Below are 6,658 nucleotides of genomic sequence, written 5' to 3'. Positions count from 1 at the left end.
CCTGTGAGGCGCCGCCGGGCCACCGCGGGCCCTGACCGGCCACGCGGGGACGCTCAGTCCCGGCCGCCCTTGTCCTCGGCCGGCCACACGCCCGTGGACCGTTCGATCGCCTTGGCGCCGGTGCGGTCGGCCACGCTGCGGACCGCCGCGAAGATCGCACCCTGGACCGCGGCGGCCACCACGATCTCGCCCCAGCCGCGGTCCCGGTCCAGGGCGTCCGGCGCGTTGTCCTCGTGGCGGATCACCTTCCACGCCTTGCGGAACGCGAGCCCCGCCAGGGCGCCGCTCGACCAGCCCAGCAGAAAACCGACGGGCTTGTAGACGAGGGGGAGCTTCGTCTTCTTCTTGGCCACGTGTGTCTCACTCCTTCTGTGATGCGTGAACATGTGATGCGTGAACAGGGGTCTCAGGGCCGTCCCCGCGCCGGAACCTCCTCGTCGGCGCGGACCGGACCGGGCGGTGTCCCGGCGCCGAACGGACGGCCGCCGAGCTCCTCGCGGGCGTGGGAGGTGTGCCAGCCGGCCAGGTCCGGGCCGAGGGGGACGATTCCGGTCGGGTTGATACCGGTGTGCACCTGGTAGTAGTGCCGCTTGATGTGGTCGAAGTCGACGGTGTCGCCGAAGCCGGGCGTCTGGAAGAGGTCCCGCGCGTACGCCCAGAGGACCTGGTTCTCCGTCAGCTTCCAGCGGTTGCACTTGAAGTGACCGTGATAGACGGCGTCGAAACGCACCAGCGTGGTGAACAGCCGGATGTCCGCCTCGGTGATCGCGTCACCCACCAGGTAGCGCTGCCGGGCCAGCCGGGACGTCAGCAGCTCCAGCCGCCGGAAGACACCCGCGCACGCCTCCTCGTACTCGCCCTGCTCGCTGGCGAAACCCGCCCGGTACACCCCGTTGTTGACGTCCTCGTACACCTCGGCCATGACCGTGTCGATCTCGTCGCGCAGCCGGTCGGGGTAGAGGTCCGGGGCGCCGGGGCGGTGCAGGGCCGTCCACTCGGTGGCGAGGTCCAGGGTGAGCTGCCCGTAGTCGTTCGTCACCAGCTCGCCGCTGGGCACGTCCACGATCGCCGGCACACTGACGCCGCCCGGGTGGCCGGGCTCCCGCCGGTCGTACGCCTCTCCGAGCCAGCGGATGCCGAGCACCGGATCGAGGCCGCCCGGATCGAGGGTGAAACGCCAGCTTCGGTCGTCCTGGACCGGGTCGGCGATCGCCATCGACAGGGAGTCCTCCAGGCCGAGGAGCCGCCGGGAGATCACCGCCCGGCTCGCCCACGGGCAGGCACGGCTGACCACCAGACGGTAGCGGCCCGCCGTCAAGGGCCAGTTGTCCCGGCCGTCCGCGGTAATCCGGTCGGTGAAGTGACTCCGGGACCGCTTGAACGCCCCGTGCCCGTACGCGCCGTTCCCGTCACCCCCACCGCCACTCATGGTTCCTCCTGCCTGCCGTCGATCTCTCGTCCCTGTCTGCTGACCGCGTTCCCCGATTTCGGCCGACGGCACGGAATGACCTCGACCGGCCGGGGCAGTCGGCGTAGGTGACCGGGACACCTTCAGCGCGCAGCGCCGAACAGACAGCCGAACGGACCACCGAACGGACCACCGAGCGGGATGCCGGACGGGCAGCCGCGGACAAACCCCGGGAGGGAGGGGATCAGGCAGCGGAACCGAGCGCCGACCGCAAGACACGCGTCACCATTCTCGTAGCGCTCGCCGCCAACCTGGTCATCGCCCTCGCCAAGGCCCTGGGCGGTCTCTTCGCGGGTTCGCCCGCGCTGTTGTCGGAGGCCGCGCACTCCGTGGCCGACAGCCTGAACGAGGTCTTCCTGCTCGCCGCGCTGCGCCGCAGCCGGCGTCCCGCCGACGCGCGGCACCCCTTCGGCTACGGCAAGGAGCGCTTCTTCTGGTCGTTGCTCGCCGCCGTGGGGATCTTCGTCATGGGCGGCTGTTTCTCCTTCTTCCAGGGCGTCGAGGCGCTCCGCAGCGGCGCCGACGAGGAGTTCAGCGGCTATGTGGTGGGCCTGATCGTGCTCGGCGTCTCCTTCCTCGCCGAAGGCGTGTCGCTCCTGCGGGCCCTGCACCAGGTGCGCCGGCAGGGCGGTGGGCTCGCCGCCCTGCGCGACCCGGCCCTGCGCACCGTCGTCGCCGAGGACGGCACCGCGGTGCTCGGCGTCACCCTGGCGGCGATCGGCATGGCGCTGCACATGGTGACCGGGCAGGTCGTGTGGGAGGCGTCCGCCTCACTGGCGATCGGCGCGCTGCTCGTCTATGTCGCCTACCGGCTCGGCCGTGAGGCCCGCGACCAGCTCATCGGCGAGGCCGCAGATCCGGAGACCGGGGCGCGGATCCGCGCGCTGCTCGAAGCCCAGCCCGAGATCGACAGCGTGGAGGCGCTCTTCACGATGAAGATGGGCCTGGACTCGGCCCTGGTGGCGGCCCGCGTCGACCTCGTGCCGGGCCTGGAAAGCGAGCGGGTCGAGGAGATCGCCGTGCGCATCAAGCGCTCGATCGCCGGAATGATTCCCGAGGCGGACCAGATCTTCCTCGACGTGACCGACCGCAGCGCGGGAGAGGCAGCACAGAGCCCCGCCGCGACGGGGGAGCGCGGCGGGGCCTGACTGTCGGTTTCCCGGTGCGAGCACCTTCATGCGTACCGGAGACAGATTTTTCTACGGAAACCCTTGGAGGGGTTCGTTCCGCGTTCGTGGAACGAACCCGTCCAAGTGACGGCGGCCGGCGGCCGCCGTCTCAGCCCGCGTCGGCGGGCTCCACGACGAACACCGGGATCTCCCGGTCCGTCTTCTTCTGGTAGTCGGCGTACGGCGGATACGCGGCCACGGCGCGCTCCCACCACTCGGCCTTCTCGGTTCCGGTGACCTCACGGGCCGTCATGTCCTGCTTCCGCGGGCCGTCCTGGAGCTCCACCCGCGCATCGGCCTTGACGTTGAAGTACCAGACCGGGTGCTTCGGCGCCCCGCCGAGCGAGGCGACCAGGGCGTACCGGCCGTCGTGCTCCACCCGCATCAGCGGCGTCTTGCGGAGCTTGCCGCTCTTCGCGCCCCGGGTCGTCAGCAGGATGACGGGCATTCCGGTGTCCAGCAGCGTCGTCCCCTCGGTGCCGCCGGAGCGCTCGTACTGCTCCACCTGGTCGCGCACCCACTGCGTCGGGCTGGCTTCGTACTCGCCTTCGAGAGGCATGGCATCCGTCCCCTTCGTCATGTCGTGGCATCGTCCGCGTCACGTACGTCCGACCCGCACGGTGCTTCAACACCGGTGGCCGCGAGATTCATCCGTCCCCCAGGACACTCGCACATCTACACCACCATCCGTACGGCCAGCACCGTCATCACCGCGCTCGACACCAGCGCCGTCACCAGCCGGCCCCGGTGACCGGTCAGCGCGCGCCCCAGCAGCGCGCCGCCCCCGGCGAGCAGTACCTGCCAGCTCGCGGACGCGAGGAAGGCGGCCAGCACGAACACGCCCTGTTCCGTGGGCCGTGCGGACTCGGTAGTGCCGTTGCCGAGGACCAGCGCGGCGAAGTAGATCACGGTCGTCGGGTTCAGCAGGGTGATGCCGAGGAGGCTGAGGAAGGCCCGGGCCGGGCTCGGCGGAGCCGGCGCGGACCGGGTGCTGAGCCGGTGGGTCCGGTACCGGCGTACGGCCGTGACCGCGCCCCGTGCCGCGAGCGCCAGCAGGACCAGGGCCGAGGCCCAGCGCAGCGGTGTCAGCACCGGCCGCAACACCGCGGCGAGGGCCGATCCCCCGACCGTGGCGGCCAGGGCGTAGAGGCCGTCCGCCAGGGCGACGCCGAGCGCGGCGCACACGCCGGTGCGCAGCGAGGTACGGGCCGTGAGGGAGACGACGTAGGTCGCGACCGCGCCGACGGGTACGGCGATGCCGTAGCCCGCGACCAGGCCCGCGACGAGTGCGGCCGTCACGGTCGCGCGGTGCCGGGCCTCCGGGGACGGCCGGGCTGCTGCTGCGCCCGCACCGGAAGAGCGGCGGCGGAGGTCAGCGGCAGGAGGGCATCGCAAAGGGACATGGCCGGATCCTGCGGGCAGGAGCGGACCGGCGGCAACCGGATTTCCGCCCGCGCCCCCGGGAGGGCGGTTTCGGAGCGAATGGTTCCGGCCGTATCGCCCCATTCGTCGATCTGGCCGAACTGTGCGTCGCCCTATAGGTGCCCAGGGCATCTAATGAAGATCGGTACGACGCACTCTTCGTCTGCGAGGTCACCCATGACGAACACGACAGGCACGAACACGACAGGCACGACGAACAAGGCGAACACGGCGGGCACGACGGACCTGCTGGACGCGGCGGACACGACGGACGCGGCGGACACGGCGGACACGACGGACACGGCGGACACGGCGGACACGGTGGACCTGCTGGGCATGGCGAACACGGCGGGCACGGCGAACACGACAGGCGCGACGGATCTGCTGGACGCGGCGGACACGACGGACACGACGGACACGGCGAACACGGCGGGCACGACGGACCTGCTGGGCGCGGCGAACACGGCGGGCACGGCGGACCTGCTGGGCGCGACGGACAGGGCGGACCCGACGGAAGTCACGGGTCCGCCGGCCGCGACCCACGACACGGATGTCACGGACCCGCCGAACGGGGCGGCCGCCACGGAGGGGCCGGACTCGGTGCGAGGTCCGGCTCCCGTCGCCTTCCCGCAGGACCGCACCTGCCCCTACCGGCCGCCCGCCGCCTACGACTCCCTGCGCGCCTCCCGTCCGCTGGCCCGCGTCAGCCTCTACGACGGCCGCACCGCCTGGCTGGTCACCGGGCACGAGGCGGCCCGCGACCTGCTCGCCGACCCCCGCCTGTCGACCGATCGCACCCGTCCCGGCTACCCGGCGACCTCGCCCCGCTTCACGGCACTCCGTGACCGCCGGGCCGCCCTGCTCAACGTCGACGACCCCGAACACCACGCCCAGCGCCGGCTGCTGGTCGCGAACTTCACCCTCAAACGGGCCACCGCCATGCGCCCGGCCATCCGGCGGATCGTCGACGAGCGGATCGACGCGATGCTCGCCCAGGGACCGCCCGCGGAACTCGTGAACGCCTTCGCGCTGCCCGTGCCCTCCACGGTGATCTGCGAGCTGCTCGGCGTCCCGTACGCCGACCACGAGTTCTTCGAGGAACAGTCGCGACGGCTGTTGCGCAGCCGGGTGCCGGAGGAGGTGCGCGACGCGCGCGACCGGCTCGACGCCTACCTCGGCGCGCTGATCGACCGCAAGCTGGAGGGGCCGTCAGGCGACGGCGTACTCGACGCCCTGGTCCACGAGCAGGTGCGCGAGGGCGCGGTGGACCGGGAGGAGGCGATCGCGCTGGCCACCATCCTGCTGGTCGCGGGCCACGAGACGACCGCCAACATGATCTCGCTCGGCACCTACACCCTGCTCCAGCATCCCGAACGGCTGGCCGAGCTGCGCGCCGACCCCTCGCGGCTGCCGACGGCCGTCGAGGAGCTGATGCGGATGCTCTCCATCGCGGACGGGCTGCTGCGGCAGGCCACCGAGGACATCGAGGTGGCCGGGACGACGATCCGGGCGGGGGAGGGCGTGGTCTTCGCGACCTCCGTCATCAACCGCGACGAGAGCGCCTACCCCGCACCTGACACCCTCGACTGGCACCGCTCCGCCCGCCACCACGTGGCGTTCGGCTTCGGCGTCCACCAGTGTCTCGGCCAGAACCTGGCACGCGCGGAGCTGGAGATCGCCCTCGGCGCCCTCCTCGAGCGGCTCCCCGGTCTGCGGTTGGCCGTACCGGCCGACCAGGTCCGCTGGAAGCCGGGCGACACGATCCAGGGGATGCTGGAACTCCCCGTGGCCTGGTAGGGAGCAGCCGAGATGCACATCCACATCGACGCGGACATCTGTATCGGCGCCGGCCAGTGCGCCCTGGCCGCCCCGGGTGTCTTCACCCAGGACGACGACGGCTTCAGCGCCCTCCTGCCCGGCCGGGAGGACGGCGGCGGCGACCCGATGGTCCGGGAAGCCGCGCGGGCCTGTCCGGTCGGCGCCGTCAGGGTGTCCGGGACGGCCGCCGGCTGACGTCCGTCCAGGGGCGCTTCTCAGCCCAGGAGCAGCCGCGCCGCCTCACGTGCCTCCGCCGCCGGGGCGGCGCCGCCGCTGATCCCGGCCGTCACCATCGCGCCCTCCGCCAGCAGGAACAGCGGGCCGGTGAGCGCGTCGGGGAGCCCCGCCTCGGCCACGAGCCGGCCGAGGTACTCACGGAACGCCCGCTTGTGCGACCGCACCTGACCCGCGACCCGCTCCGAGGTCGCGCCCAGCTCGCCGTACGCGTTGATCCAGGCGCAGCCGCGGAAGTCCGGCTCGCCGAACCACTGCGCCAGCCAGTCGAAGACGGCCAGGATCCGCTCCCCGGGGTCCTGCCGCCGTGCGACGGACTCCGCCAGCAGTTCGCGCCAGCGCTCGTCCCGCCGCTCCAGATACGCCTCCACCAACTGCTCCTTGGCCGGGAACAGCTGGTACAGCCGCTTGAGCGACACACCTGAGGCGCCCCGGACGTCGTCCATGCCGACGGACTGCACGCCCCGCCCGTAGAACAGCTTCTCCGCGGCGTCGAGCGCCTGCTCACGAGCTGTTGCGCTGTCCATGGGCGACCACCGCTCCTCAG

General features: G+C 72.1%; 8 protein-coding genes. 3 read left to right on the top strand and 5 right to left on the bottom strand.

The genetic code is table 11. The features are described from left to right. Positions 1-53 precede the first annotated feature (53 nt). A complete protein-coding gene (locus tag ACFWBB_RS31770; protein WP_385279209.1) occupies positions 54-353 on the bottom strand; it encodes a DUF4235 domain-containing protein in 300 nt (99 codons plus the stop codon). A gap of 53 nt (positions 354-406) precedes the next feature. Next, the gene (locus ACFWBB_RS31765; RefSeq protein WP_385279207.1) at positions 407-1,429 is read right to left on the bottom strand and encodes a glutathione S-transferase family protein; all 1,023 of its coding nucleotides are present in this window, start codon (positions 1,427-1,429) and stop codon (positions 407-409) included. A 107-nt stretch (positions 1,430-1,536) separates the two neighbouring features. On the opposite strand from ACFWBB_RS31765, the gene ACFWBB_RS31760 reads away from it, so the two are divergent. Beyond that, positions 1,537-2,616 carry a cation diffusion facilitator family transporter gene (locus ACFWBB_RS31760; RefSeq protein ID WP_385279205.1) on the top strand — a complete coding sequence of 360 codons (1,080 nt, stop codon included), beginning with the start codon at positions 1,537-1,539 and terminating at the stop codon, positions 2,614-2,616. A 130-nt stretch (positions 2,617-2,746) separates the two neighbouring features. On the opposite strand, the gene ACFWBB_RS31755 is transcribed toward ACFWBB_RS31760, so the two are convergent. Together ACFWBB_RS31755 and ACFWBB_RS31750 are read right to left on the bottom strand one after the other, a co-directional pair. Further along, positions 2,747-3,196, bottom strand: a complete 450-nt coding sequence (locus ACFWBB_RS31755; RefSeq protein WP_385279203.1) for a nitroreductase family deazaflavin-dependent oxidoreductase — start codon at positions 3,194-3,196, stop codon at positions 2,747-2,749. Positions 3,197-3,312: 116 nt separating this feature from the next. Further along, positions 3,313-3,936, bottom strand: a complete 624-nt coding sequence (locus ACFWBB_RS31750; protein ID WP_385279201.1) for a LysE family transporter — start codon at positions 3,934-3,936, stop codon at positions 3,313-3,315. Positions 3,937-4,659: 723 nt separating this feature from the next. Between ACFWBB_RS31750 and ACFWBB_RS31745 the strand changes: the two genes are divergently transcribed. Together ACFWBB_RS31745 and ACFWBB_RS31740 are read left to right on the top strand one after the other, a co-directional pair. Beyond that, positions 4,660-5,856: a cytochrome P450 gene (locus tag ACFWBB_RS31745; protein WP_385279215.1), complete on the top strand. Its 1,197-nt coding sequence runs from the start codon at positions 4,660-4,662 to the stop codon at positions 5,854-5,856. A gap of 12 nt (positions 5,857-5,868) precedes the next feature. Further along, the gene (locus ACFWBB_RS31740) at positions 5,869-6,072 is read left to right on the top strand and encodes a ferredoxin (protein WP_385279199.1); all 204 of its coding nucleotides are present in this window, start codon (positions 5,869-5,871) and stop codon (positions 6,070-6,072) included. A gap of 20 nt (positions 6,073-6,092) precedes the next feature. Here ACFWBB_RS31740 and ACFWBB_RS31735 read toward each other — a convergent pair whose 3' ends face one another. After that, positions 6,093-6,638 (bottom strand): TetR/AcrR family transcriptional regulator, encoded by a 546-nt coding sequence (locus ACFWBB_RS31735; protein WP_385279197.1) that lies wholly within the window; start codon positions 6,636-6,638, stop codon positions 6,093-6,095. Positions 6,639-6,658 lie beyond the last annotated feature (20 nt).

This window comes from Streptomyces sp. NPDC060000 (assembly GCF_042737375.1).
Taxonomy (GTDB): Bacteria; Actinomycetota; Actinomycetes; order Streptomycetales; family Streptomycetaceae; genus Streptomyces.
The sequence above is the reverse complement of the archived record's forward strand: the minus strand, read 5'-3'. Positions and strand labels throughout refer to the sequence as shown.

Coding starts and splice junctions, on each gene's coding strand:
- ACFWBB_RS31735 (WP_385279197.1), bottom strand. CDS start 6,638: ATGGACAGCGCAACAGCTCGTGAGCAGGCGCTCGACGCCGCGGAGAAG.
- ACFWBB_RS31740 (WP_385279199.1), top strand. CDS start 5,869: ATGCACATCCACATCGACGCGGACATCTGTATCGGCGCCGGCCAGTGC.
- ACFWBB_RS31765 (WP_385279207.1), bottom strand. CDS start 1,429: ATGAGTGGCGGTGGGGGTGACGGGAACGGCGCGTACGGGCACGGGGCG.
- ACFWBB_RS31755 (WP_385279203.1), bottom strand. CDS start 3,196: ATGCCTCTCGAAGGCGAGTACGAAGCCAGCCCGACGCAGTGGGTGCGC.